The sequence below is a fragment of the Bradyrhizobium sp. 197 genome, assembly GCF_023073375.1.
Classification (GTDB): domain Bacteria; phylum Pseudomonadota; class Alphaproteobacteria; order Rhizobiales; family Xanthobacteraceae; genus Bradyrhizobium.
In genome coordinates this window covers 1-22,555 of the sequence record NZ_JADPJJ010000170.1, presented here as the reverse complement: position 1 = coordinate 22,555, position 22,555 = coordinate 1, and the positions used below count along the sequence as shown (strand labels likewise).

Below are 22,555 nucleotides of genomic sequence, written 5' to 3'. Positions count from 1 at the left end.
TCCCGGACCTTCCGCAGCGGATGGTTCGCTGGCACACGTTTATCCGGCGCGATGTACGAAAACAGGCCGCCCTGATCCGTAAACCTGCCGCGCATGATCATCTCCGCCGATTCGAGATGATAAAGTGAATCATCAAGTCCCCTCCCTGGCGAGGGGGTTTTCAGCAGACTGCTAGAGCGACCTTCACCAAAGCCTTGATGCGTTCAGAGCGGTCAGCTTGGTACATGCAATTCAGCTGGGTGTTTCGGCTATAAGCTGGTCAAGTTCACTGGCCGTAATCAGATCGCGGTGCATTAGGACTTTCGCTACACGATCAATCTCGGCCCAGTGCTCGTCGACCAACGCTTCACAATTCTGCAAGATGACGGCCAGTATGTCGTTCGCCTGCCGAAGGACGTCCCGGGGAAGTTCAAGCTCCTCGTTCCCAGCGCCGGGCAACGACTGGCCAGATTTCAGTAGAGCACAGAACCGGCCGCCGCTTGTGCAATCTGCAAGTCGCTTTCGGCGCCGTCAGAAAACGAGCTGGGACGCCCTGAGAAACGAACGTTCGCGACTGGTCCTGCTAATGCTACAGCGCCATCGATCTCGTACCCCGCAATCTTCGCTTCTACTGCTTCTCCACTCTCATAAGACGCCGAAGCGGTTAAGGCTCCGACCGATCCTGACATACGTATTTCCGCGCATGCTAGGCCTTGACGGCGAACCAGCACTGCGTGGGCCGCTTCATGGTATGCCATCATCATTCGTCTTCGCCTTCGCTCGCCCATGGTTGACCTTTTTCGTAAAGATGGCCCGGAGGACGGCGGCGGAAGCCGCCGCCCCATTCGACGATGTTATGCCGCAATTCCGGCGACGCGAAGGACCGCACTTGCTAACTCGCGGCCCAGAAGCAGACCTCGCCCCTATTCGCCGCCGCAATAGTTGCTCTTCTGCACTTCCTCGTACAGCATCATGCCGCGCGCCAAGATCAACATTCCTGAGACGGTAAGCGGCGCGTGCTGGCGAATTCTATACAGCAAATAATGGATTTTCTTTGCTTCTATGTGTGCTGCGTCCTTCGCGGCTTCGACACCGGAGACTTCGATAGCTCTGGCGCACTGGGCTCCGTATCGTTCCGCTGCAACAATTCGCGCTGTCAGGTCCCCTTCCAGTTGTTGCCTAGCCCGCTTGCCTCCCCAACGTTCGGTATCTGCCCCGGTTGCTATGACCAATTCGCCTAGCTGGCGGACCTTGCGGGTTTTCAGTCCGCGCGCCTTGTCTTCGAGTGCCTTCAGGTCTGCATCAAAGTCCTTCGGTTTACGCATCGTGTCTCCATATGTGTAGCTGGAGAAATGATAATCGAGCACACCGCACAATGCTGTAAGGTCGTCAGGACGGCCTGAGACGCGGTAATCCCTCCCGAGAATTTTTCGAGGGAGGGCGCGCTTATACGTCGTTCCGACGTACGCTGTGCCGTGTAGATGATCTGGTCGCGATGGCGATCTATCATCTTCACGTCAAGGTCATTGGCCGCAAGGCCGGAAGCAGCGCGGTGGCGCCGGCAGCCTCCCGCTCGGGCTCGCGGTTGCGCGACGAACGGCTCGGCCGTGATCAGGATTTTTCTGGAAAGCGCGGCGTCGTCCATTCCGATTTGATGCTGCCGGACAACGCGCCGGAGGCATGGCGGGATCGCGAGCAGCTTTGGAACGATGTCGAAGCGTTCGAAATCCGGAAAGATGCCCAGCTCGCCCGAGAGGTGGAGTTTGCCCTTCCGCGGGAGATGAGCGAAGCACATGGCATCGAGTTGACCCGGGCCTTCGTTCAAGGTGAGTTCGTCGGTGTCGGCATGATCGCCGACCTCAATGTGCATTGGGACAGGGCCGAGGACGGACTACCGAAACCTCATGCCCATGTCATGCTGACCATGCGCTCGGTCGACGAGAACGGCTTTGGCAAAAAGGTACGAGACTGGAACCGCACGGAGATGGTCGAGCGATGGCGCGAACGCTGGGCTGAGCTTGCCAATGAGCGGCTGGCCGAGCTCGACATCGACGCGTGGATTGATCATCGCAGCCTGGACGCCCAAGGCATCGCCCTGGAGCCGCAGAGCCAGATCGGTGCGCCGGCCAAACGGATCGAGGTTCGGGGCATCGTTGGCGAAGGCGGCGAAGCCGACCGGGCCGAGATGCACCGTGAGATCGCGCGCGGCAATGGCGCGCGGATCATCGCCGGCCCCTCCCTTGGACTGGAAGCCGTTACCCAGCAACAATCGACCTTCACACGCCGCGACATAGCGAAGTTCGCGCACCGGCACAGTGACGGGCTCGACCAGTTCAACGAGGTGGTGGCCGCAATGCGGGAAGCGCCCGATCTGGTCGAACTCGGCCAAGACGCTCGCGGCGAGGATCGGTTCACGACCCGCGCAATAATCGACGCGGAGCAGCGCCTTCACCGTGCAGCTGAACGGATGGCGGAAGGGGCACGCCATCAGGTACGCGACACGGAGCGCCAAGCCGCGTTGGCACGTGCGGAAGCGCGCGGCATGGTCTTGTCTAACGAACAGGCCGACGCGCTGGCGCATGTCATGGATGGACGCGATCTCGGCGTCGTGGTCGGCCATGCCGGAACGGGAAAGAGCGCGATGCTGCGCGTGGCGCGAGAGGCGTGGGAAGCGGCAGGCTTCGAGGTCCAGGGCGTGGCGCTGTCCGGCATTGCCGCGGAAAACCTCGAAAGCGGATCGAGCATTCTGTCGCGCACGATCGCCAGCCTGGAGCATGGCTGGGAACAGGGCCGCGATCTGCTCAAATCGAGCGATGTGCTTGTCATTGACGAGGCAGGTATGGTCGGCACGCGCCAGCTCGAGCGCGTGCTGTCCCATGCAGCCGACGCAGGGGCAAAGGTGGTGCTGGTCGGCGATCCGCAACAGCTGCAGGCGATCGAGGCGGGGGCGGCATTCCGCTCGATCCATGAGCGTCACGGCGGCGCAGAAATCGGTGAAGTGCGCCGTCAGCGTGAGGAGTGGCAGCGCGACGCCACGCGCGATCTGGCGACCGGCAAAGTGGGCCATGCGCTGGGAGCTTACCGCGCCCAAGGCATGGTGCATGAGGCCCAGACCCGCGAACAGGCACGCGGCGATCTGATCGAGCGCTGGGACCGTGATCGGCAGGCATCGCCGGATCAGAGCCGGATCATCCTCACCCACACCAACGACGAGGTCCGGGCGCTGAACGAGGCAGCGCGCGGGCGGATGAGGGCTGCGGGCAATCTGGGGGACGAGGTGCATGTGACGGTCGAGCGCGGCGCAAGAGCCTTCGCGAGCGGAGATCGCGTCATGTTCCTGCAGAACGAGCGCGGTCTTGGCGTGAAGAACGGCACGCTCGGGACCATTGAACAGGTCAGCGCGCAATCCATGACCGTGCAGACCGACGATGGCCGATCCTTGCGCTTCGACTTCAGGGATTTCAACCGGATCGACCATGGCTATGCCGCGACGATCCACAAGGCGCAGGGCATGACGGTGGATCGCGCCCATGTATTGGCGAGGTTCTTGTCGTGGGAGTAGAAAATGTCCTCAAACGAACTGAGTAATCGGCCGCTCGTGGGTGGCTCAAAATTCCAGGTGAGCCAAATCAGGCGAATGGACGCGCTCTCATAGAAATCTTCGCGTTGCACGATGATGGGGATTTGCGTGGTTGCAAGTTGAACCTCCACGACGAGTGGCATGCGATCATAGATCGGGCGTACGTCCGGCCGCCGCCGTCCATTCTCTAGGATGAGATACTCATCGACAACGACGCTTCCTGCGGTCGTGCGCGGATCGTTGGTCAATAACTCACCGACGATAATGTTTGATTTTAGCATGCAGCGGGCTTTCCTACGCTCCGTCAAATTGCTGCGCGCTAACGATATCGACGCTGGCCGGCGTCCCCGTCCACCAGGGACAAAGCTGTGGGGCACCCGGGTGGTGTTTCCAGTAAGGCTGGCCGGTCCGGCCTTCGCACGGAGCATAGACGGCATGTCCGCATTTCGCGCAGACGAAACGCGCTTTCCTGTCGAGCCGCGCGCGCGTCGCCGCGCGACGGAGAACCTGATAATCGTCCTTGCTCATCGCTATGAGCGCATCACTCGTGATGCTGTGCATCGATGCAAGGTCAACCACTCTTTTGAGTGTCCTTCGGAGAATCGCCTCGACCATCTACCGAATCTCCCTTCGTCCGGCGTGATCATTGAGCATTTGCGGGATCGCGTGCTATGGAAAATCGCCTGTGTCTCAAGGAAGTCCCGCCGACGGCATGACCGGCGGCGGGGCGAAGACGCAATTCGCGGCTTCACCGATTGTCAGCCCGGCATACCGGCCGTCAGGTGTCCGCACCGGGAAGAATGGGTTCTTCGCCGAAGGGGCGGTTAATGATCGATAGCGCGTCGGGCGCGGCGAAGACGCGGTTGCGCGCATAGCCGGTACGCTCGTTCAAGATTTTATTCTCGACCAGTTGCTCTACCGCTTGCGAGGCTGCAGGCACCGTAATGCTGAGAAGCGAGGCTAAACGCTTGACGGTCAGCACCGGATAGTGCGGCAGAACATCGAGTGCTCGCAGGCTCGCTGAGCCCTGGCGAAATTTGCGCCGCTTTCGCCATAGATCGCCAAGTGCAGACAAAGCGTCGCGCGTCTTCAGCAGCTCATCCGTGGTGCCGACAATTGCGTCCGCCATGAATCCGACCGCTTCATGCCAATCGAGGCGCTGCTGAGCCGCTTTGAGCGATTCATAATAAGCCGCCTTGTGGGCTTCAATGTACGGTGACAGGTAAATCGGCATCATGCCTTCCGCCGCCATCATCAACGGCAGGAGGAGACGGCCGACGCGGCCATTGCCATCACGAAACGGGTGGACTGCCTCAAAATGTGCATGCGCAACCGCCATTCGCACAATGAAGCTCTGGTACATCGCCTGCATGCCCTCGCAGCGCATGTACTTCATCGTGTCCTCAAGACACGCGGCAATGTCAGACGGCGGCGTCGGATTGTAGGTCGAGTAAGCAATATCGCCCCTGCCGCCGATCCAGACCACAACCTGGCGAAGATCGCCGGGCTTGTCCTTGTATTCTGCGTCGCCGCGCATGACGGCGTGATGCAGATCCTGCACCAAACCGCTTGTGAAGATTTCCAGTTTCTCTTGTCTGGCCCGCGGCAGGAAGTCATCGAGCGCGAGCGCGTAGTCACGCACCTGAACTACCGCCTCGCCCTGCTGGGAATCTTCGCTTTCTTCACCGGACAGCAATTCGTCAAGCGTGCTGTTGGTGCCTTCGATCGCCGAGCTGCTGACAGCTTCCCGCCGTGGCAAGATGCGGCTGATCAGATACGGGTCCTTTAGTTCGGCCGCGAGCGTCTCGATGCGCACCAAGGCTGCATCCGCCGCCCTGAGCCGGGCAAGGACCGACCCCACGGCAACGCCGTCCTCAGGCGGGGGCAGCGGAACCACGCCGTAATGCGCCGCATAGGGCGCCGGAAGCCGCTGCAATCGTTCCCGAACGGCGTGAGTGAGATTATCGCGGTTCAAGAGAAACCTTTCGCAGAAGAGCCAAGTCCGACACCATAATAAAGGTTGTTTATCTATACTTCAATAAAGCGACTGATGGTGGGCCCTATATAACGTTCTTAGGTTCCATCAAGGAACCTCTTGCCCGTACTGTCGTTACGGTATATATCGCGTAACGACAGTACGGAGACATTTCGTGGCCGATCCTACGGTAGTCAGGCGAGTAAGACGCCAGCGCGACGTTCGCCTGGCTGAAGGCTGGCAGGAAGTCCGTGTGTGGGTGCCCACCGAACAAGACGCAAACGACATCAGAAACCTCGCCGCCGATCGCAGGGCAAAAGCAAAAGCGCTCGCCGGCCTTGACGAAGGAATTAAGAGCATGCCCCCAGAAACACTGCACCGCATTGCCGAGGCGATCGCATCCCAGGGCTCGGCAGCCTACACGACCCCTTCCGGTCCTGTACTGGACCTCCTCACCAAAGTCGCGGAAGAGGACGATCTCGCGAGCTTCTCGCGGGCTTTCATTCTTCTGGCGCGCGCCGCACCGGCTAGAGCCGCGTTTGTCGCGGGCGCGGTGCCGGCAAAGATCTCCAACTTCCTGATCAAGCATCGCGGCGTCAAGGCGACCGCGCTGATCAAGTGGACCGAGTCGAATCCGGATTGGACTGAGGAGCTCAAGAACGCACTGCGTGATCCCGATCTATTTGTTCGTGTTGTCGAAGACTTCGCCTCTGCGATCAAGCAAGGTGCCGCCGCTCACTAGACCTTTGACAAAGAAACCGGCGCCGTTTCAAAACAGCGGCGCCGGTTTCCTTGTGACTCGGATGAGCCTTTACATTGAATGCGCCTTAGGGCGATTAGCCTTGCCGTGTTAGACTGGACGATGCCCTTTCCAGTCACCCCCGCAGCCGGAGACGATCCCCGCCAGTTTCAGATTCAAGGCCCGACGGGGGTTCGCCATCCGATTATCTCCTTACTGGCAATCGACAACCACACAGACCGCGTCTCTGGTCTCGGCACGGCGTTCCGGATCGACCCCTTCGGAGGATATCTGACCGCGCAGCACGTGCTTGAAGCATGGCTCGGGCCTTCGCGCCCGCGGTCGACGGTTGTAGGTCTGCTCAACCCGGGGCTTATTTATGGGCGCGCCCCGATTGGGGTCGACGGGATGGTCGTGATTGCGTCAGCGACCGCCTTTCGCACCCCGCCAGAAGATATTGCCCTTGATTGGCTGCTCAACCGTGACTCGAGCCGCATGTCACTCGACTGCATGACGCTGTCGTTCAAAGCGGACAACACGCGCCTGCACGAAGTACGCGATTTTCTGCCCCTTCGGCTGACCGGAAAATGGCCCGAGATCGGCGATGAAGTCATGGCGGTGGGATTTCCCGAACTGCGTTCGATACAGGACCGCGAGATCGACACGGATGTTCTGACCGAGCGCATGTATGGGTCTATTGGCCGCGTAACGGCAGTGCTGCCGAGTGGCCGCGAACATCGGCCTTGGCCGACATTTGCGGTCGACAGCCATTGGCCAGGCGGTATGAGCGGAGGACCCGTGTTCAACCAGGACGGAGAGGTGATCGGCCTCGTCAGCTCAAGCGACGAGCCGGGAAGCGACGGTGCGCAATCCTACGCCTTCTGGTTTGCGCCGATCCCAGGTCTTCAACGCAACCTCCCTCACGTCGACCCATCGAACCCGGGATGGGTGCGCGGTTGGGCGGTGGTGCGCAACGCTCCTTGGCATGTTGCGGCAATGACCAACGACCGCGCACGGGCAGAGGAAATCTGCGCGACGCTGGCGTCGGACTATTCGGTTCGCTTGGGCTCCCTGCGGGCTGGCTCAGATGATTTTATGGGTTCGGCCGATTAGGCGTGTCAGCTAACTTGGAAGCCGACCAGGTTGCCGATTTCACCAAGTCGTAGGCCCGACCTTTCCCACGCGTAAATTCAAGGCAGCGACGCCAAAATGAGCAAACCATTTGATCTTCTCAATCTCTATGCCCGCTTCAGCCGCGAGCGAAAGATTTCCGTCACGGCGCCCCAGACAGCCCAGGAATTTTTGGCGGGCGATCGGCGCGCAGCTTGACAAGGCATTGACCGATGACATTCTGATTCGCGGGCCAACGAACCGCGGCAATGTTCGAAGCCATGGTGGTGGCGCTTGGTCATTACAAGCTGATGAAGGTCGAAGATACCGGGCGCGTCTATCCTGTCGGCAGATATCGGGCGCCAGATTTCAGAATCGTACTGGAAGACGACAAGCAATGGCTGGTCGAAGTCAAGAACGTCTACGAGGCAGATCCGGTCCGGCAAGAACGTCAGATCATGACACCGTCTTATCTGTCCTCGCTCGACAGCTACGCGCGGGCAACACGGGCCGCGCTCAAGGTGGCCGTCTATTGGGCCAGATGGGGCATCTGGACGCTCGTATCCCCGCACGATCTGCTGGATGAAAATGGCTACCTCAAGCTCGACATGAAACATGCCGTCCGCTTCAATGAGCTGGGCAGGCTCGGCGATATGACAATCGGCACAACCCCGCCGCTCACACTTCGGCTAACCGCCGACACGCCCAACGCCATCCGCCCCGACGGAATGGCGCCTTTTACGGTTCGAGAGGTCACGATGCTCAGTGAGGATCGTGTCCTCACGCGTGCGGACGAGCAGGAGATCGCGTGGATATTCATGAATCTCGGGGAATGGGCCGAGCAGGAGACCAAGGCCATTGTCACTGACGGAAGATTGTCGGCGATCGAGTTTTCTTGGCTGCCCGAGGAACGGCTCAACGAGGACACTGAGAGATTTGAAATAATCGGCACGCTGAGCCGGATGTTTTCCCGCCACTATTCGCAACAGGCCAATGGAGAACCGGATTCAGTGCAAATTGAACTTGAACATCGGCCCAACTGGTTCGCGCCACTGGTATCATCCGACCACAAAAGTGATGCGTTGCCGCTATGGCGCTTCATCCAGCAGCCGCTCGCGGTGAAGACCGCGAACAAGAGTTGAGGTATAGAAACGCCGCGCGGAGTTTGACGGCTCGGTTTGCTGTCCTCCTGCCGATGAATCTCGGTTTCGTCGGATCACGCAGCGACTCTGCCTCGTGAGCCGGCAACAGCGCCGAGAACCAAGAATGCAGCATAAGGCAAGCACCAGCCGATGATCGCAAATACAATGCCCGTGAGGGTCGTCGGAAGCGCGGGTGCATAGGCGCTCCAGGCTTGCGCCATGATCGGCTTGTCGTAGTCAACCGCTACCGCCAGGATGGCCGCAGGCGTGACGCCATTCGCCAAAGCCGATTGCTGCTCGTTCAGCCGGTCCAGCCTTCGAACATATTCCGTCATTCGCTGCGCCTGGTCGCGCACCAGTTGTTCTGGGTTCTTCGCCATCACACCGAGTGCGCCCGATCGGTCATAACCCGAGCGGCGGGAGTCCTCGTCGAAGTTGCGCACAATGACTGTCAGCTCGTCGGCTGCGCCACCGAGCCGCTGCCTATACTGTTGCAGGAGCTCAGGAATCTGCGCAAACAGCAAAGCACCCAGAAGCGACAAGACCGCAAAGAGCCGTTGCATTGCACTACTCCTTCTCAAGTCGAGACCATCGCTTTGAGGTTTTTCAATAGCCTCGATTCGGTCATTCGGGTCCAATCACAAGAAGTGGTTGTCAGCCGGCGTCCCCGCCCCGGTCGGCCGAGGGCGTTCAGCCCGTTTGGGGAAACCTGTAGCGGGCTCTATGCACCGATCAGCTGTCGCTCGGGAGCAATCGAAATGTTGGACGATATGCTACGATATGCGGCGGGAATGCCCTCACGTGCCCGCCTCTGAAGCGCTAAACACGGAAGCTATGCCACCAGTCGAGAAATCACGATGAATCCAAAGCGCAAGGTCGCGCAAATTGACCGTCTGGCTGGTGCAATTGGCTACATCGCCACCGATTTCGAGAGGTTCGCCGGACTATTTCTGGACGCCCTGCTCGAGGTGCCTCTGAACCATCAAGGGACCAATCTGGTCGGCTATGCCGTTGGCGGCGTGGTCGACACAGTCAGCGACGACGGCCGGATAGTCGCCGAGTATTCTGATGCGGGCGGTTATTTTGAGCGCCCGATGGCCAAGGCGGACGGCGATCTGAGAAAGGCGCTCAATCGCAAACCGTCCGCACGGGACATCTTCCTGCTGTCGGGCCAGCGAAAGCGGCCCCAAGTCGCCCAGGAGTTCGAAAGCGCCGTCAGAACCTGGCCGGAAATGGAGGGCAAGACTCTGTACCTGTGGGGCGCGGAGGAGATCGCGACCCAGCTGATCGAAAAGTTGATCTTCAGCGACACCGTTGTTCGAAGGCTCGCTCCATACCTGCCTGAGCTACAGAGGATTCGGGATGAAGAGGCCGTGAGCCGCTTGGTCCCCGCCCCGGATCGAAGCCGCATTATTCGCGTCGACGTCGACGCCGACATCTCGCGGCGCCTCTCGGAAAGTCCAGTGGTGACCATCAGCGGTATCGCCGGGCTCGGCAAGTCAGCGGCAGCTGCCGCTTACGCCACGGACCACGAAGACCAGTACGACCTCGCCATCTGGCTAGACGCGGGGGAAGTCCGTCGGCCAGAGGAACTCCAGGCGCTCCCTTTGGTGCGAGGCGGCGAAACCCGGAACGTCACGGCGCTGCTGCGCACCGGGGCCTGTCTGTTAGTAATCGATGACGCCGAACCCGGTCTTTCGACAGCGCGCCTTGGTGAACTTTGCGGGCCTCGCTCACGGATCATCCTCACGCAGCGGTCGGCACAACCAGGCTCATACGAACTACCAATGTTCGTTCGTGGAGAGGCACAGAGCCTGCTCGACCACGATGGCGCGATGTGCCCAGCTGATGTGTTTGACATCATCTGGTCCACGGTGGGCGGCCATCCGCTGACCCTGGGTCTGATCAGCGCTGCCGTGCGGCAGGGCGCCACGTGGGACGAGATCGTTCGTGACTGTCGGGCTGTCGGCGAACTGGAACATCATGGCCAGCGCCTCGCCGATCGGCTCCTGGGGCGCCTGCGACCTGCCCTCGAGCGCGAGCTGTCTGTCTTCGCCTGGGCCGAGCAAGCAACTTGCGGGCAGGACTTTCTCGAGCATGTCGTCCAGCCGCTCGGCATCCGCAAGCTCCGCAGCCACGGGCTTACAGCTGCTGACCGAAGCGGGATTATTCGGCTCCACGATGTCGTGCACGCGGCGCTGAGCGGCGGCGGCTGGTGTCCCCCGGAGCGGCGCGTCGAGCTGGATGCCGCGCTGGAGGGCTATCTGCGCGCCGCGGCAAGTGAGCCTGGTCTGCGTCTTTGGACGATCGGGCGCATCCTCCTCCCTAAGCTCAAGAAGCTGATTGCTGCAGGAGCTCGCTCTGCCGCGTTCCGTTACGCGCTGCTCACGGTATCGGATTATACCGAACTGCCTCCCGAACTCGTGGGCGACCCATTGGCCGACGCCAATGCGCTGGCAGGACGCCCACCGGCGCCTTTGGCGTTGATGGCAATTATCGAAGCGATCGAGCAGCTGTTCCTCTACGACAAGCTGGAAAGCGATGAGATCGCCAAGGCCCGGCTGCGGGAACGCCTGTCAGCCTTCGACACACTTACCGGACTTCCCGGGCTCACCGACAGGCAGACTGCCGAAGTGCAGCATCATAAGGGTAAGGCGCTCAAGAGACTTGGTGACTCGGCCGCCGCGGCCGAACTCTTTGAGCAGGTGCTGAGCGGACCCTCGCCCATGCACGAAACCCGCCTGCAGTTGATCGATATCTACCGGGTCAATCCCGCCAAAGTGGCTCGGGCGATCGAGCTGGTCGATGAAATCCTCGCTCGCGCTCCCGGCGAAGATAACGTGACTTACTCGGTTCTCCTGGGTGTGATCGAGCGCTTGCCATGGGGCTCAGGCAACTGGCGAGCAGGGCTCATTCGACGCCATGCCGACGCAATCGAGCGAACGATCGCCGAGGCAGCGAATGTCGGCGTGCTGCAAGCGATTCGTGCGTTCGCTGCACTCGGGCGCTACCTCTCAACCGAAGAGCCGGCCATGTTTGGCCGCATCTTCGAGCAGCTCTCCGAATGCACGCTAGATGGCTTGCAGACCGACAGCGATCGTTTTGCGTGGGCTGAGGTCTATTTCGAGGCAGCCCGCCTGCGGGGTGCCGACGCTTCCGGCTTCCATGCCAAGGCGCTCGCCCTCCATGAATCGCTGGTTCGACCACAGCTTTTCCACCTCCAACGGCGCGCCGAACTCCTGATCGAAATGGGCCGCCCAGCAGAAGGTGAGGCCCTTCTGCGGGAACGGAAGGAGCTTGAAACGAGCGAATGGCTCCAGCGGCTCATGGCGCGCGCGCGGCGCGCACAGGGAGATCCAGCCCAAGCGCTTGTCTGGATCAACAAAGCGCTAGACCGACTCCGGGCGGACCATTTTCGCACCGAGTTCCTAGAACTGCGTTATGATGTACGCACCGATCTCGGGGACGCTCAGGCCAACGAAGACTTGGTCAAAGCCCGTGCAGCAAGTCAAAAGCACGTTGAAGCGGCGCGGCTTGATATTCGGCTCCATGAGGTACGCATTGGCCGAACGGGGACTCAGGACTACCTTCTTGACGGGCACGCTTCAATCGGCATTGCGCTTCGCGCCTGGCACGCCTCCGATCACACCGCGATAACATTCTTGCCGGCCGTACGCTCTTCAAGCTGCAACACTCTCTGAAAGGCGGCCGCGCCCTAGATTTCTGAGCGGCCTACACTGAGACCGAACTTTAGACCACCGATAGGCCGGAGTTCTGCGCCTCTCCCCGCCGACCAACGCTCTAAGCCGTCCGCGCTAGCGTCACATCAAGGGGGCCCAAGTCTAAGCTACATGTAGCCGCGCGCTCGGCACCCTTGAAGCCACGGATCGATGGGATCATTCCAGAGCAACTCGATCGTCCCCTGAAGCGCTACGACATCGCCAATAACAGAGTCGACGATCCCGCCCTGGGATTTGGAAGAGACCGCAAGGCCATCGTCGCGCTGGGAATGCTTGAACACTTTCTTTCCTATACAAGTCCACGTGACCCAAGCTTTTCCCATAACGAATCAACGGTGCACTGAGTCAGTCGGAGCCCGAAGACATTGGCCAAGACCTGCTGCAGTTCGATCTTCGTTTCCAGTGTTTGTGTTTCCCTAAATTGGCTGCGAGTCAATCTGAGCTTCTTGTTAAGCAAGGTTGCACGTCCCTCCGATGTCAGCACACTCATCATGAGGACGGATGGAAAGGGCATACGGTCCCAGCGTGCGCAGATGAAGTTGGCACCCTCGAAATCGGGTGGCAGGGCGACGGCTCGGTCAATGCCGAAAAGAGCGAACCATTCATCTTCGTTCTTGCGTTCAAGCACGAGCTCTCCACTGGCCGGGTCGGCCCGCAGACGAAACACGTCCCCGCCAACTATTTGCTGCTCCTTCGCATCGATTCGTAGCGGTGCAATCGGTGCCGGACCGGGAAAGCCGGCATCGGCAAGCCAGTCGCAACCCTCTATGGTCACGATCAATGCATGATGTGTGCGTGGGCCACCTTCCGAAGCCCCCATGCGCACCCTGCAAAGAATTGGCCGGACCGTGAAATCAAGTTCTTCGAGCGCCAAGCCAAACAACTTGTTCAATTCGAAGCAATAGCCGCCTCGCCGGGCATCGATAAGTTTGGCCCAGATCGAATTCTCAGTCAGATCGGGGATATCGCCCAGCAGAACATCAATGTTCTCATAGGGGATCGCTCGCATTTGAGCCTGCTGGAGCGCAAGAAGGCCATCAACCGTTGTCGGGACTTGAGCAAGGCCGATCCGATCGAGATAGGTCGCAATCTTAAATGCCATGGCACGTCCTCTGATGTCTGGATTCGTTTGATTAAGCCGCCGAAAGCGCGATGACTTCGCAGGCGACGCGTAGAAGGTGGCCATCTCTCCTATAGAAATGAAACAGCCCCAGCACTTCCGGCGACAGCCTCAGTGCCAGTATCGAGCCAACGGGCCATTTGTGCACGGCCGGAGCAGCCCGTCGGACTCCCGGTCCGCGGCGATTTGCAACGGCGATCTTCCAGCCTTGCGAATCATCTCGTCTCGCCTCGCCGCGAATGCTCCGCGTTTCGAGATCCACTGCCGCCCGCGATCCGCCATCACTAAGTAGAGAACGGCGACAGCTACCAGCTGAGGAATCGCTCTCAGCTACACCAGCAGTTTCTGCCGCGTTCAACATGACATCACCCTTGATGAATCGTAGTTACGAACCTGCAGCTCTTGCGCTACTAACGAGCGGCTGTCGCTCTTTTGGTTGCTCAGCCGACGGCAGCGATAAGGCGCCACGCCTGTATCGCGCAACCAGGCGCCCCCCGGTGGCGCGCCGGTCTGCCAGAACACGTCGATCGGGATGCCGCCACGCGGATGCCGGTAGCCGCCGACGCGCAGCCACAGTGATTTGATCGCCCCGGCAATGCGTCGGCCCACTAGCGCTGTGCATTCATCATGCAAAGCGCCGTGTTTGCGGAACGAAGTCCTGAACTGCTTCAGTGATTTGGAGCCCACCAGTGCCTCGTCGGGCGCGTAGTCGATTACGATGAAACTCGGCTGACCGGTGACGGGCAGACGAGGTGAATTCCGGGCAGGTGCAGCGCACGATGGCGGGCGGTCCGTCTCCGCGCCTGAGCGGCGCGTTTTCGAGGACCGCCTTATCTGGGCTTCCTGGCGTCTCGACGTGGGCGCCGACCTGTGTAAAGTTCCGGGTGGTAGGCACGGGCAACTCCTTGATGCATGCCGCCGGAAGTGCGGCCGTCGAGCCGGGCATCGCCGATGAAGTCCTCCTGATCCACTGCCGCTGCTCTCGAGTGGACGACGACATCGGAGAAGCCACCGCGATCGACGCAAGGGTGAAGCCGCAGAACCTTCCAACCCCGTTACCGCACGCCGAGAAACTTCGTGTTTGAATGATGACGCGCTCAGTCGCGTGCAGTCACCTCCTGAGTGCTCAGCTCCGCTGCCTTCTTGGCTCAACGATTGCATCCATATTGCTGGCTTGGTCGCCCCACCGATGTTGAGGGTTAGTAGTTTGTCGACGTCGGCAGGCTTGTCGACGGCCGACATCTTGGCCCAACAGGCGACGGTGCGACGGCGGGCGCCGCTGGCAAAACGCAGCAGATAGGCCGATTTCACGGCCGTATGTCTTGAGTGATACATAGGTCACGGTTTAGTCCTTGATGAGCGCCAGAAATTCGCTACGCAGTATCTTGCTGTCGCGGAAACACGGCGCATGATGCTGGTCACCATAGTGGTTTCCGTCTCGCGAACGCCTCGCCACACGCACTGGTGCCGCGCCATAACCATGACGGCCAACCCCTTCGGATTAATGTGGCGCTCGAGCTCGTCTGCCAACATAATACGCTTCCTCTTGGATTGCGGGAGCGCCATGATCAAGTTGGCCACACGCACAACTTTGCTGATACCGATCACCGACACCAGGCAGCACGCCGACCCACATGCGGTGGAGCTTGTCGGGGCCGAACCATCCCGAGCCGCCGGGCCGCAATGAGCCGAACGAGGCCGAGAGAAGCGCGCGGCGGGCGCCGGCGGTGAGGCCGGCGAGATCGGGGCAACCCGGCTCGCCGATCACGAGCGTCGGTTGCGGTGTGGAAAGGTCCGGGAGGCGCATCGAAAACCCTCAATGAAAATGCCAATGACCGGAACAAAGTGGTGCGAGCACGCCGATCTCACGGTGATGGAGCCAAGCGCGTAGGTCTCTTGCAGGCAGCCCGCGTTTGGCAAATTCCGTAGCCGCAGGGCTAGCTTCAAAGCGCTCGACGAACACCTGGCGCACGTACATCTTGGCTATCCGTTTTGCGGTCGCAGTCGTGTTGTGGTCGCGGCTAGTGTCGATAACCAAGCCTCAAGCAAGACTGCAAGTGCTGCTCGACTTCTGCTTGTATTATCTCACCCTCACCGGGCCGCAAGTATTCTGCGACATTGGCGTTTATTCCAAAGGACACGCCTGCGTCGAGCAGGCGTTTACGAGTTGCTTGCGTTGAGCTCATCAAACATCCTAGCCGGGCGCTTTGCCTCGCTCTCGCGCGAACAAGTTGATGTGCGGGCGCTTCTGCATTTCGGCAGTCCACATGATGCCCCTGGCGTCGGAACGGCCGCTTGTCGCCTCCCGATCTGCGATTACCTGCCGCATGGCCTTGATATCCTGGATGATTTCGAGACTTCCACCGTGTCGGCAATATGGCCGGTCGAGCGATGCCATCCATTGTGCTGCCTAGCGCCTCCAACGTTCGACGAATGACGGAGTTGTTTGATGGAATAGATAGCTTTCATCTGAGCTCTTGAGTGGTGACGGCGAGAGACCGCTGTTTTTGAAATGCGTCCTTCACCGTCGCTGCAATCAACGTGCCGAAAACCGCTATCCTCGTCTTGCTGCAAGAGAACAACACCATGCGCTTTGCGCGCGCGCGCGGAAACATTTTACGCCCTGATGTCGGGGGCCGGACATTAACGTCTTCAAGACGACACGGCTGAAAACAGACATAGCGGCGGCGTGAAAACATGAGCCGGTCCCTTTGCCGACCTCGCTTGCGTCTGCGCCATGTTCCTGAAAGTACATTCAGTGAAGCCTAGCCGAATCGCACGAGCTTCGTTCACAAACGCCCTCATTTATGTGACGCTTCAATAGCCTTCACTTTGCGTATCGATGCCGTCACGGAGCGTCTACCCCTTGAAAGCCGCAACAACGGCGGACAGCGCTGTTCGCTCCGTGACATCAAGGAGATCGGAGGCGCGCACGAATTCAATCAGCAAACAAGGCCCGATGGTCCCTCGGTGGGGGTCCAGTTCACTGAACGTCTTCGTTCTTCAGCGTAGGGTTGGGACTGGCCGCTTGAGGATTGGACCAAGACATTCCCGCCGCGGCAACAGTCGCGTAACGCTCTTTGCTGCGGCTGTTAGGCGGAGCACCGCGGGATGGCCCCCATTAGGCACCGTGCCCACCAAAGTTGACTTTTGGCGGCCGCGCTCTCGGAAGTCCGGCAGCCGGATCAGGGCGTCTGTTTCGAATCACACAGTTCGTTTGCCAATCTCAGCGAAGCCTCCTGCCCGCGAAAGAGGACTTGGTACGAGCCTTGCTTGCTGAGGCGCAAAACCATGTGCTTCGCGCGAGCCGGCGGATTACCTCCGCTCGGTGTCGGTTCCAGACATCGGATGTCTGTAACCGGACAGGGAGGAAAACAACAACATGCAACGGGCGACATCCATAATCGTCGGTCAAGGAGACATAGCATGTCCGGTGCTGCAGGCGCATTTCTGTTGCCTTCAAGCCGCTCACAAAGGCCGGTTTCCGATCAGCTCAAGCACATGGTGCCGAAGCTTGAAAACCGTGCACAGGGGGGGTTCGGCGTTGCCGCATCTATGCATGAAGAACGGTTTCAACATACAAAGTCATGCCGGCCAGCAGGCAAACTAGCAGATGTTGATTTCACTGAGCAGGACGCGCATTCCAGGCCGCATGTAGCTATAGCACACGTTCGCACTCCCTCTCACAGGGAGAAGAGTGACGCCGACTTCCAGCCCTTTGACAATCATAAAACCTCCTGCCGTCGTTTGACGGTTTGTTTGAACGGGGCTCTGGTCAACGCTGATGTGCCCTTTGAAGTCTGCTTTCCTTGCTGCCGCGGGGACATGAGGGGATCGGTCTTTCTGCGTTTACGTTCGAGATGCCGCCCCCTTGGCGGGCAAAAACGCGCAGACGAGACTTCGAATAGATTGATCGCCGATCTCACCTCAACGAAAACGTCTGCAGCATGAGGCCATGATGAAACCTGCTCTTGTATTCGATTGGAACGGCACTCTCCTCGACGACGCCGACGCCTTGCTACAAACGACGAACACCATTTTGGGCCGCTTCGGCCGAGCTGCCATCGACATGCAAACTTTTCGGGATCATTTCGATGTTCCACTTTCGGTTTTTTACCGCAATCTAGGAATGTCGGAGAGCGAAATCGAAAAGGTCGATAGCCATGACAGCGCTATTTTTCACGACACTTACGAACCGCTGGCGAGCAAAGCCGAACTGCGCGAAGGCGCGCGTTGCATTTTGGAAACGGCACGTCAACAAGAGGTTCCCAGCATTATTGTCAGTAACCATATAGTCGATCCCCTTATTACCCAATTACGAAGACATGGAATCGACGATTGTGTCGCGGAGGTTCTGGCTTTTGAAAGCCGCGCTACTCAATATAAAGGCACAAGCAAAGGAGAGCGGCTTCGTCTGTATATGCGAGCATACAATCTGAACCCCAGCTCAACGTTCATCATCGGGGACATGCCGGTCGAAACGGATATTGCACGCGAACTTGGCCTGATCAGCGTAGCCATTACGGGCGGATTTGTTTCCGAGACGCGTCTGCGAGCGGCGCAGCCGGATTATCTCATCGAGGACCATCATAGGCTGCTGCCCATTCTGCAGGAGCGTGGCGTTTTTCAGAACTCATAACGACGCAGAGCATGACTGAAAACCTCTACCGTCCATGTCTTCCTGTTCTCCAGCGACGCCTTCACACTGATGGCCGAAGCATCGGCTCTGGACGGACGAGGCCCAAACGAAGGTGCGCGCCTAATTAGTATTGGCCGATAGGGGACTTCGCCGTTCGAGTTTGTCAAACTGCAACCTGACGCAGTCCGACTCAATACCCATTCCTTGCGTCGAGGTCCTTCCAGACGGGCCGCGGTCTTGAAGACGTAAGACCCGCGCCGAGAAATTTCCTCTTGTCGGGAGCGCGCTTGCCGCGGCCCTGCCGTCGAGTTCTTATCCAGGAGCGGTTAGAGCCTCGGAATTGTGCAGCGACGCGCATGCCTGAAAGCGCCCACAAAGCTGCCCAGATTACTCGCGGACCGGTGCGGCAACTTCCGCTTCAAGCTTTGGCTGGTGCTTGAAGATCGCGTAGATCAAAGCTTGCGGCGGCTGCTCGGAAGCCTCCACCAGCATCGCTTTGTCAGCGCGCGCCGAGGGAGCGAAGACTCACTTGATCACGGTCGGCGAGACCACATTTGGAAAGGTCCTCGAGACCCGCGTCCTGTGCGTTCCATTTCACGATTGGCGCGCGGGCGGCTCGTAGCGCATCCGGCCATGGCGCCGCGGCGAATCTGGTGGTGGCCTCGAGAATCGTAATGAGATACGGGCTGGTAAGCAGAACCTGGACACCGCCTTCGGCACGTCGTTCCGTTTGGATTGTGCGCACGGTTAGGTCTAGTGCTCTGATCTTGCCGACGTAGGTCAGCCGTAGCATCCCAAGCCGCTTCGCAATCCCGGGTCCCACCTGGGCGGTGTCACCGTCGATGGTTTGCTTGCCGGTAAAGATGAAGTCGGCGGTCCATGCTCCTTACGAACTTTTCGGATGGCGGCTGCCAATGCGTAAGTTATCACCAGAGTATCAGAACCAGCGAAGCGCCGGTCAGTGAGCAGAACGGCTCGATCGGCGCCGAATGTCAGCGCCTTGGGTACAATCGTCGTCCATCAAGATGCTCACGCAGCATGGACATCAAAAATAAGATTGAGGCGGATCGCCACAATGACGGCTTGGATCCGGCTGGTCGCGCCCAGCTTTCGCATCGCGTTCTTAAGATGAAAGTTCACCGTATTCTCGCTGATTTGTAATATCCTCCCGATTTCCCATGACGATTTGCCCTCTGCCACCCACCCTAGACAATCTAATTCCCGCTGTGATAGCGCAACTCTCATATTGCAGTTATCTTCCGCCGGACGTGTGATCTCCACACAAGCGGTGTGAAAGTGCCAGGCTAGTGCGTTCAGATGGCCTTTGGAATGTTGAGGATCGGCATCGTCGAACCGAGATGCAAACGATACGACCGATAATCGACCCAATGGCCCAAACAATGGTACACTCATGCCGTGCTTGAGACCGGCCTCTCTGGCCTCATCAAGTACGCGCCTTTCGTCGGGCTGTAGTTGATATTGCTCGGCGAGTTGATCCCACAGAAACGGCCGCGAAAGCGTCGGTGTCCGCCGGACCACCGGATCGATTTTGTGGTACTTTCGCTTAAAATATCGTTCACACCACTCGGGCGGCCACTTAACGGCCACGGCGGGCGGCGGATACTCCGGTAGGCGAAGTGGCTCCGCGAAATTGAGCGCTCCGTAAGAGACTTCGCTGAAGCCTTCGTCGCTGGCACAGCTCACAAGAAGCTCGAAAAGCGATCGGAGGGATTGCGTTCGCGTCGCGCATTCGGTGAAGCTGAAAAGATCCATTTTGGGCGCCTCAGCGGGCTGACCCAAGAGGTCGATATTGCGCCGCTCGATTGAGCTTGTTTTAAGCGGAGGCAAGTTCCAATCCGTCGCCGAGCCGCTCCGTGGTCCCGAGCTCAACGAGCCCTGTGTCACCGCGGATGTTCGGCTTGCCGGCGAGCATGAAAAGAAGTGGGCCAAGGTCGTGCACGATCTACGGATCTGCATCGTCAGCCCCCAACTGATCTTCACCGCGCCGGCACCGACGAGAGCCGGGTCGATGAGCAGCCCAACAGACTCGCCGCGCAAGTTTGGCTTCTTGCATGAACAATGCGCGGCGTCTGGGTGACTTAGTCGCACGCCTCCGACGCGAACAATTCTTAAGGGTTGAGCGCGACCGGCCCTCGTGGTGCAAGACGATGTTCGTCGGGGGGATACCCCGATATGCCGGCAGTCGGAAATTCTGCTTGGTGCAGAGGGCACTTTGCATACGCATCTCCGGAAGGGAGAGAACCTAGGGATGAGAACAGCAAGGGTCGTACCAGTTGCACCGCTCCAAAAAATCGGGTTTAACGACAATGACTTGAGAGAATTGGGATAGCTGCCTCGAGCGCGTGCGTTGAAGAATTCGCGACAACAGGAGGAAAGCCGACAGCGTCATTTGGCTTAATTGTTCGTGACGATTGCCTGATTGGCTTTTTCTCTTGACGTGTGACCGGTGCCCTTTGTGCAAGGCACCGCTGAATCGCTCATTATTGCGTGTCGCTTGCCAATAAACCGAAAACGAGCGAAAACTTTCAAGGACAGCGCATGCAGGCTGTCTGAATCCTCTGTGAGCCGAATCCGCTCTGGCCGACCAACACATGCACCTCTGAGGCACTGACGGGAGATGAGCGCTCGTCTGTCTAGTTGCGCGCCGACGCTTCAATCTGTCACTGCGGCTGTTAGCGGCTTACCGACGTTTCTCAGGACAGCGGCGCGGCAGTTGACAAACATCTGCTTCGTGTAATTCTCGCCGAAGTAATCCAGTACGAAGGTGCCTGTATAGTCCGGATCATCGCCCACCCTGCGGATTAGGCTGTCGAGAATCTCGCCGATTTCGGGAATGCGCTCGCAGTAACGGGCACGGAGAACATTAACAGCGTTCATCGAGTGAACTGCCTCGTCGGCAACCACCTCTCTCAGGCAACGAAGGAAGCTGCTGCCAAGTCCGGCATAGAACTCTCTATCCGCAGCATAGGCGCGGCAAGTACACATCTCATCAAATGCGATCATAACGATCAGAGAGAATTCGTCCTTCAAGTATTCATTGATTGCAGAAAAACTATGCGATCGAGCCTCCAATCTGTCTCGAAGATCTTTTTCGGATTCACCAGCGACAAGCTCCATGATCCGGATGAAACTATCGGTGTGACGCTCTTCATCCGTGGCCCAGGCACTAATAAACGCCTCAGCTTCGTTGGTGGCGATCAGATTCCGGTTGAACACTTCTTGTTTTAAGTGCCTCGCATCGTATTCAGTATACAACTCTGGCCACAACTTGTCCCGACGTGCGCGCACAGTCGAAGGTCCGGCCGTGAACATGGCCGGCGTCAACTCATCGAAAATGTCTTTTGGATTCCAGTTCCGTCGAATCGGCGCAATCATCCGACTGTCCTTCTCTGTGAGCAGCCTGGCAGACGGCGCTCGCAAAGCACACTTGCTCCACACCAAGTATGCTGTCGCCCCCTCGTTTTGGTGGGCAATTTCGAGACGCAACCCATCAAACGGTTTGAAACTCGCGGTCATCAACAGAAGCTCATGGGGGACGGTCAACGTTTTATAGTTCGCGTGTAGTGTAGGCTGCGGCATCCCATCGCTTTCTTTGCAAACCGCTCCCTTTGCTTGCGCGGCAGGCGAACTGGGGGTCGCGGCGGCTTCCCGGCGGGCGTCAAAGCAGAGAGCCGACTGAAGGAATTCTGGCCGATTTGGTGGCCGGCCGCAGGACCTTCGCTCGGATGTGAAGGAGCATGAGCCAAGCTGGGACCATCAGCTATGACGGGTAAACCGGACTTGACCTCCCAACGCCTTTGACCGCCCCTTTTGACCCGATCCAGGCGCTCAGCCCTGACGACATCGTTCGCGGCATGGCGCCCCGCGGCTGCCAAGGAGATTCTCGAACTCCATTTGGAGCGGCCTACGCCATTCTACCTAACGAATATCGTCGCAGGTGGCGGTGGCGCGCGATGCTCCACATTGAATGATTTCACTTCGCATGGAGTTGCGAGGGGTCGGCCTGCTTCTGGAGCAGCAAGCCGAGCTTGCGTGCCTTCTTCCTTACTGAGGTGACATGGCGATCGAGCCCCGGCTATATCGAAGGCCACGCGAATGGTCAAAGCAGGAGGCGCAGCGATTGATAGCTCTCGCGCGTCAGAAAACCTGCGCCGTCGGACCCGGTATCTGGGTTGGACTCCGCCCGGCGCCGACAGTGCGGTCGCGATGTGTGTCTCTGTCCTAATTCCCACATTTGCGAACAAAAGCGCAGCCGTTTGTCGCCCCTCGGACAGACGGGCCAAATCCGCTCGGCTCCAACTTCACTATTGGAAGCAGTCATCGGTTGGGGAGATGAAATGGAACATTTCCTATTAGGGTTCAGACTCAATTGATCCAATAAGCGACGAGAGCGGCGAGGTGGACGGCGGCCAAGAAGTTTCTGGCAAGTTTGTCGTAGCGAGTAGCAACACGCCTGAAATCCTTGAGCCGGCAGAAACAGCGCTCGATAACATTGCGCCCTTTATAGAGG

17 protein-coding genes and 3 pseudogenes are annotated in these 22,555 nt (G+C 59.0%); 7 read left to right on the top strand and 13 right to left on the bottom strand.

The annotated features are described in order from the left end of the window. Positions 1-902 precede the first annotated feature (902 nt). Positions 903-1,304 (bottom strand): conjugal transfer protein TraD, encoded by a 402-nt coding sequence (traD, locus tag IVB27_RS37665; RefSeq protein WP_247447661.1) that lies wholly within the window; start codon positions 1,302-1,304, stop codon positions 903-905. 170 nt (positions 1,305-1,474) lie between these two features. Between traD and traA the strand changes: the two are divergent. Further along, a pseudogene (gene traA / locus IVB27_RS37660) lies at positions 1,475-3,520 on the top strand (Ti-type conjugative transfer relaxase TraA); the annotation flags it as partial. On the opposite strand, the gene IVB27_RS37655 reads toward traA, so the two are convergent. From IVB27_RS37655 to IVB27_RS37645, 3 genes are all read right to left on the bottom strand, one after another. Beyond that, positions 3,460-3,840 carry a DUF6035 family protein gene (locus IVB27_RS37655; RefSeq protein ID WP_247447660.1) on the bottom strand — a complete coding sequence of 127 codons (381 nt, stop codon included), beginning with the start codon at positions 3,838-3,840 and terminating at the stop codon, positions 3,460-3,462. The pseudogene traA and the gene IVB27_RS37655 sit on opposite strands and share 61 nt — an antisense overlap. Before the next feature lie 13 nt (positions 3,841-3,853). After that, positions 3,854-4,174 carry a hypothetical protein gene (locus tag IVB27_RS37650; RefSeq protein ID WP_247447659.1) on the bottom strand — a complete coding sequence of 107 codons (321 nt, stop codon included), beginning with the start codon at positions 4,172-4,174 and terminating at the stop codon, positions 3,854-3,856. Between the two features lie 163 nt (positions 4,175-4,337). Then, positions 4,338-5,534, bottom strand: coding sequence for a Fic family protein (locus tag IVB27_RS37645; protein ID WP_247344923.1), 1,197 nt, complete (start codon positions 5,532-5,534; stop codon positions 4,338-4,340). A 175-nt stretch (positions 5,535-5,709) separates the two neighbouring features. Here IVB27_RS37645 and IVB27_RS37640 point away from each other — a divergent pair, with 175 nt between their 5' ends. Together IVB27_RS37640 and IVB27_RS37635 are read left to right on the top strand one after the other, a co-directional pair. Beyond that, positions 5,710-6,276, top strand: a complete 567-nt coding sequence (locus tag IVB27_RS37640; protein ID WP_247344920.1) for a hypothetical protein — start codon at positions 5,710-5,712, stop codon at positions 6,274-6,276. Positions 6,277-6,396: 120 nt separating this feature from the next. Further along, a complete protein-coding gene (locus IVB27_RS37635; RefSeq protein WP_247447658.1) occupies positions 6,397-7,386 on the top strand; it encodes a S1 family peptidase in 990 nt (329 codons plus the stop codon). Positions 7,387-7,425: 39 nt separating this feature from the next. Here the strand turns inward: IVB27_RS37635 and IVB27_RS37630 are convergent, their stop codons facing one another. Continuing rightward, positions 7,426-7,623 carry a hypothetical protein gene (locus tag IVB27_RS37630; protein WP_247447657.1) on the bottom strand — a complete coding sequence of 66 codons (198 nt, stop codon included), beginning with the start codon at positions 7,621-7,623 and terminating at the stop codon, positions 7,426-7,428. A 29-nt stretch (positions 7,624-7,652) separates the two neighbouring features. Between IVB27_RS37630 and IVB27_RS37625 the strand changes: the two genes are divergently transcribed. After that, entirely contained in the window at positions 7,653-8,525 is an 873-nt protein-coding gene (locus IVB27_RS37625) for a hypothetical protein (protein WP_247447656.1), read from the top strand. Between the two features lie 74 nt (positions 8,526-8,599). Here IVB27_RS37625 and IVB27_RS37620 read toward each other — a convergent pair whose 3' ends face one another. Next, on the bottom strand, positions 8,600-9,088 hold the full coding sequence (locus IVB27_RS37620) for a DUF2937 family protein (protein ID WP_247344906.1): 489 nt from the start codon (positions 9,086-9,088) through the stop codon (positions 8,600-8,602). 294 nt (positions 9,089-9,382) lie between these two features. On the opposite strand from IVB27_RS37620, the gene IVB27_RS37615 reads away from it, so the two are divergent. Then, positions 9,383-12,226 (top strand): tetratricopeptide repeat protein, encoded by a 2,844-nt coding sequence (locus IVB27_RS37615; protein ID WP_247447655.1) that lies wholly within the window; start codon positions 9,383-9,385, stop codon positions 12,224-12,226. A 328-nt stretch (positions 12,227-12,554) separates the two neighbouring features. On the opposite strand, the gene IVB27_RS37610 is transcribed toward IVB27_RS37615, so the two are convergent. The 3 genes and pseudogenes from IVB27_RS37610 to IVB27_RS43920 form a co-directional block, all read right to left on the bottom strand. Further along, on the bottom strand, positions 12,555-13,367 hold the full coding sequence (locus IVB27_RS37610) for an arylamine N-acetyltransferase family protein (protein WP_247298742.1): 813 nt from the start codon (positions 13,365-13,367) through the stop codon (positions 12,555-12,557). A gap of 465 nt (positions 13,368-13,832) precedes the next feature. Continuing rightward, a pseudogene (locus tag IVB27_RS37605) lies at positions 13,833-14,331 on the bottom strand (preQ(1) synthase); the annotation flags it as partial. A gap of 392 nt (positions 14,332-14,723) precedes the next feature. Further along, positions 14,724-14,993: a GTP cyclohydrolase I gene (locus IVB27_RS43920; RefSeq protein ID WP_524536547.1), complete on the bottom strand. Its 270-nt coding sequence runs from the start codon at positions 14,991-14,993 to the stop codon at positions 14,724-14,726. 2,350 nt (positions 14,994-17,343) lie between these two features. On the opposite strand from IVB27_RS43920, the gene IVB27_RS37600 reads away from it, so the two are divergent. Continuing rightward, a complete protein-coding gene (locus IVB27_RS37600) occupies positions 17,344-18,024 on the top strand; it encodes an HAD family hydrolase (protein ID WP_247447654.1) in 681 nt (226 codons plus the stop codon). Positions 18,025-18,411: 387 nt separating this feature from the next. Here the strand turns inward: IVB27_RS37600 and IVB27_RS37595 are convergent. Together IVB27_RS37595 and IVB27_RS37590 are read right to left on the bottom strand one after the other, a co-directional pair. Next, positions 18,412-19,026, bottom strand: a pseudogene (locus tag IVB27_RS37595) (electron transfer flavoprotein subunit beta/FixA family protein); the annotation flags it as partial. Positions 19,027-19,053: 27 nt separating this feature from the next. After that, the gene (locus tag IVB27_RS37590; RefSeq protein ID WP_247298780.1) at positions 19,054-19,797 is read right to left on the bottom strand and encodes a LuxR family transcriptional regulator; all 744 of its coding nucleotides are present in this window, start codon (positions 19,795-19,797) and stop codon (positions 19,054-19,056) included. A 37-nt stretch (positions 19,798-19,834) separates the two neighbouring features. Here IVB27_RS37590 and IVB27_RS37585 point away from each other — a divergent pair, with 37 nt between their 5' ends. Beyond that, the gene (locus tag IVB27_RS37585) at positions 19,835-20,122 is read left to right on the top strand and encodes a hypothetical protein (protein WP_247447653.1); all 288 of its coding nucleotides are present in this window, start codon (positions 19,835-19,837) and stop codon (positions 20,120-20,122) included. A 575-nt stretch (positions 20,123-20,697) separates the two neighbouring features. On the opposite strand, the gene IVB27_RS37580 is transcribed toward IVB27_RS37585, so the two are convergent. Together IVB27_RS37580 and IVB27_RS37575 are read right to left on the bottom strand one after the other, a co-directional pair. After that, complete coding sequence (locus IVB27_RS37580; protein ID WP_247447652.1) at positions 20,698-21,420, bottom strand: hypothetical protein; 723 nt, start codon at positions 21,418-21,420, stop codon at positions 20,698-20,700. Positions 21,421-22,410: 990 nt separating this feature from the next. Further along, positions 22,411-22,555 (bottom strand): transposase (locus IVB27_RS37575; RefSeq protein ID WP_247442991.1); only part of this gene is annotated, 145 nt, incomplete at its 5' end.

Bases quoted from the DNA above. Each gene is read 5' to 3' on its own strand.
- traD (WP_247447661.1), bottom strand. From the start codon at position 1,304: ATGCGTAAACCGAAGGACTTTGATGCAGACCTGAAGGCACTCGAAGAC.
- IVB27_RS37620 (WP_247344906.1), bottom strand. From the start codon at position 9,088: ATGCAACGGCTCTTTGCGGTCTTGTCGCTTCTGGGTGCTTTGCTGTTT.
- IVB27_RS37630 (WP_247447657.1), bottom strand. From the start codon at position 7,623: ATGTCATCGGTCAATGCCTTGTCAAGCTGCGCGCCGATCGCCCGCCAA.
- IVB27_RS37610 (WP_247298742.1), bottom strand. From the start codon at position 13,367: ATGGCATTTAAGATTGCGACCTATCTCGATCGGATCGGCCTTGCTCAA.
- IVB27_RS37625 (WP_247447656.1), top strand. From the start codon at position 7,653: ATGTTCGAAGCCATGGTGGTGGCGCTTGGTCATTACAAGCTGATGAAG.
- IVB27_RS37615 (WP_247447655.1), top strand. From the start codon at position 9,383: ATGAATCCAAAGCGCAAGGTCGCGCAAATTGACCGTCTGGCTGGTGCA.
- IVB27_RS37590 (WP_247298780.1), bottom strand. From the start codon at position 19,797: ATGGATCTTTTCAGCTTCACCGAATGCGCGACGCGAACGCAATCCCTC.
- IVB27_RS37650 (WP_247447659.1), bottom strand. From the start codon at position 4,174: ATGGTCGAGGCGATTCTCCGAAGGACACTCAAAAGAGTGGTTGACCTT.
- IVB27_RS37580 (WP_247447652.1), bottom strand. From the start codon at position 21,420: ATGATTGCGCCGATTCGACGGAACTGGAATCCAAAAGACATTTTCGAT.
- IVB27_RS37655 (WP_247447660.1), bottom strand. From the start codon at position 3,840: ATGCTAAAATCAAACATTATCGTCGGTGAGTTATTGACCAACGATCCG.
- IVB27_RS37635 (WP_247447658.1), top strand. From the start codon at position 6,397: ATGCCCTTTCCAGTCACCCCCGCAGCCGGAGACGATCCCCGCCAGTTT.
- IVB27_RS37600 (WP_247447654.1), top strand. From the start codon at position 17,344: ATGAAACCTGCTCTTGTATTCGATTGGAACGGCACTCTCCTCGACGAC.